1 pseudogene is annotated in these 1465 nt (G+C 69.8%); it reads left to right on the forward strand.

Going from position 1 to position 1465, the window contains the following annotated elements:
- A pseudogene (locus G6022_RS00130) lies at positions 1–1279 on the forward strand (transposase); the annotation flags it as partial.
- Positions 1280–1465 lie beyond the last annotated feature (186 nt).

The following is a 1465-nucleotide window of genomic DNA, read 5'->3' on the forward strand; positions in this document are numbered from 1 at the left end:
TCGACGTTGACGTATTGGCGGCGCCGGCTGGCCGCCAGTGACCGACCGCAGCGGATCTTCGAGGTGGTACGCCAGGTCATCGCCGAGACCGGTGCGGTCAGGACCAAGACCCGCCGCGCCCTGGACTCGACGGTCCTGGATGACGCGGTGGCCCGTCAGGACACGATCGCCCAGCTCATCGCGCAGATCCGCCGGGTGGGCCGCGAGGTGCCCGGGGCGAGAGAGTTTATCTCCACCGAGTGCACCCGGTTGGCGGCGCTGTGCGGGCAGGACTACACCGTCGCCGGTAAGCCCCGCATCGCCTGGGATGACCAGGCTGCCCGGGACGAGCTCGTTTCCGCCCTGGTGGGCGATGCTCTGGCACTGCTTGAGGCTCTGGATGTGGAGGCGATCACCGCCGCCGGGGGCAGACCGGCCGAGGCGGTGGCGCTGTTGGCGTTGGTGGCCGGCCAGGACGTCGAGCCGGCCGACGGTTCTGATGGCACTGACGGGCGGTGGCGTATCGCCCGCCGCACCGCGCCGGATCGGGTGATCTCCACCGTGGACCCCGATGCCCGGCACGCACACAAGACCCGACAACGCCGCCAGGACGGGTTCAAGGCCCACATCGTGGTCGAACCCGACACCGGCCTGACCACGATGTGCTCGCTGACCAAGACGAACGGCCCGGCCAACTCGGATGCCGCGGTCGGTGCGGGGCTGGTCACCGCCGATCCCACCATCGGCGCCGGCGAGCAGATCGAGGTGCTCGGCGATTCCGCCTATGCCAGCGGCGACATGCTGGGCACCCTCGCCGGTAAAGGATGGCTGCCCCTGGTTAAGCCGTGGCCGCTACGGCCCGCGGTCGAGGGCGGGTTCACCCTCGATGACTTCACTTTCGATGCGGCGGCGGGCACGCTGACCTGTTCCCGGCAACATCACGCGACGGCTCTCGGCGAAGGGCAACGCCACGTTCGGCGTGGCGTGTCGTGGTTGCCCCCTGCGCCAGCGATGCACCACCTCAGCCGCCGGCCGCAAAGTAGAACTCGGTGAGCACCACCTGCTGCAACGCCAGCACCGCCAACGCGCCAGCGGCGAGGACTTCCAAACCGTCTACCGCCAGCACCGACCGATGGTGGAACGCTCGATCGCCTGGCTGACCCGAGGCGCTCGCCGCGTGCCGTACCGCGGGGTCGACAAGAACAACAACTGGCTCCACCACCGCGTTGCCGCCCTGAACCTGCGCCGACTGCTCTCGATGGGCCTGACCCACCAGAACGGAACCTGGGCCCTGGCCTGACCAGCCCGCCCGGGCGAGGACTCCCGCCCCGGCAGACCGCCGAACACGACCCGCGGCCACCGGCCAGATCCCATCTCCGGACCAGATACCTCAGCCCCCGCAGCCGCGAAAAAGCCACACCGCCATGCCCCCACCCCGCCCACCGCTCTCGCGGCCAAGATCACAGCTTGTTCAGCAGTCTCCTAG

It is taken from the genome of Dietzia sp. Cai40, assembly GCF_014145165.1.
In the GTDB taxonomy this organism is placed as follows: Bacteria; Actinomycetota; Actinomycetes; order Mycobacteriales; family Mycobacteriaceae; genus Dietzia; species Dietzia natronolimnaea.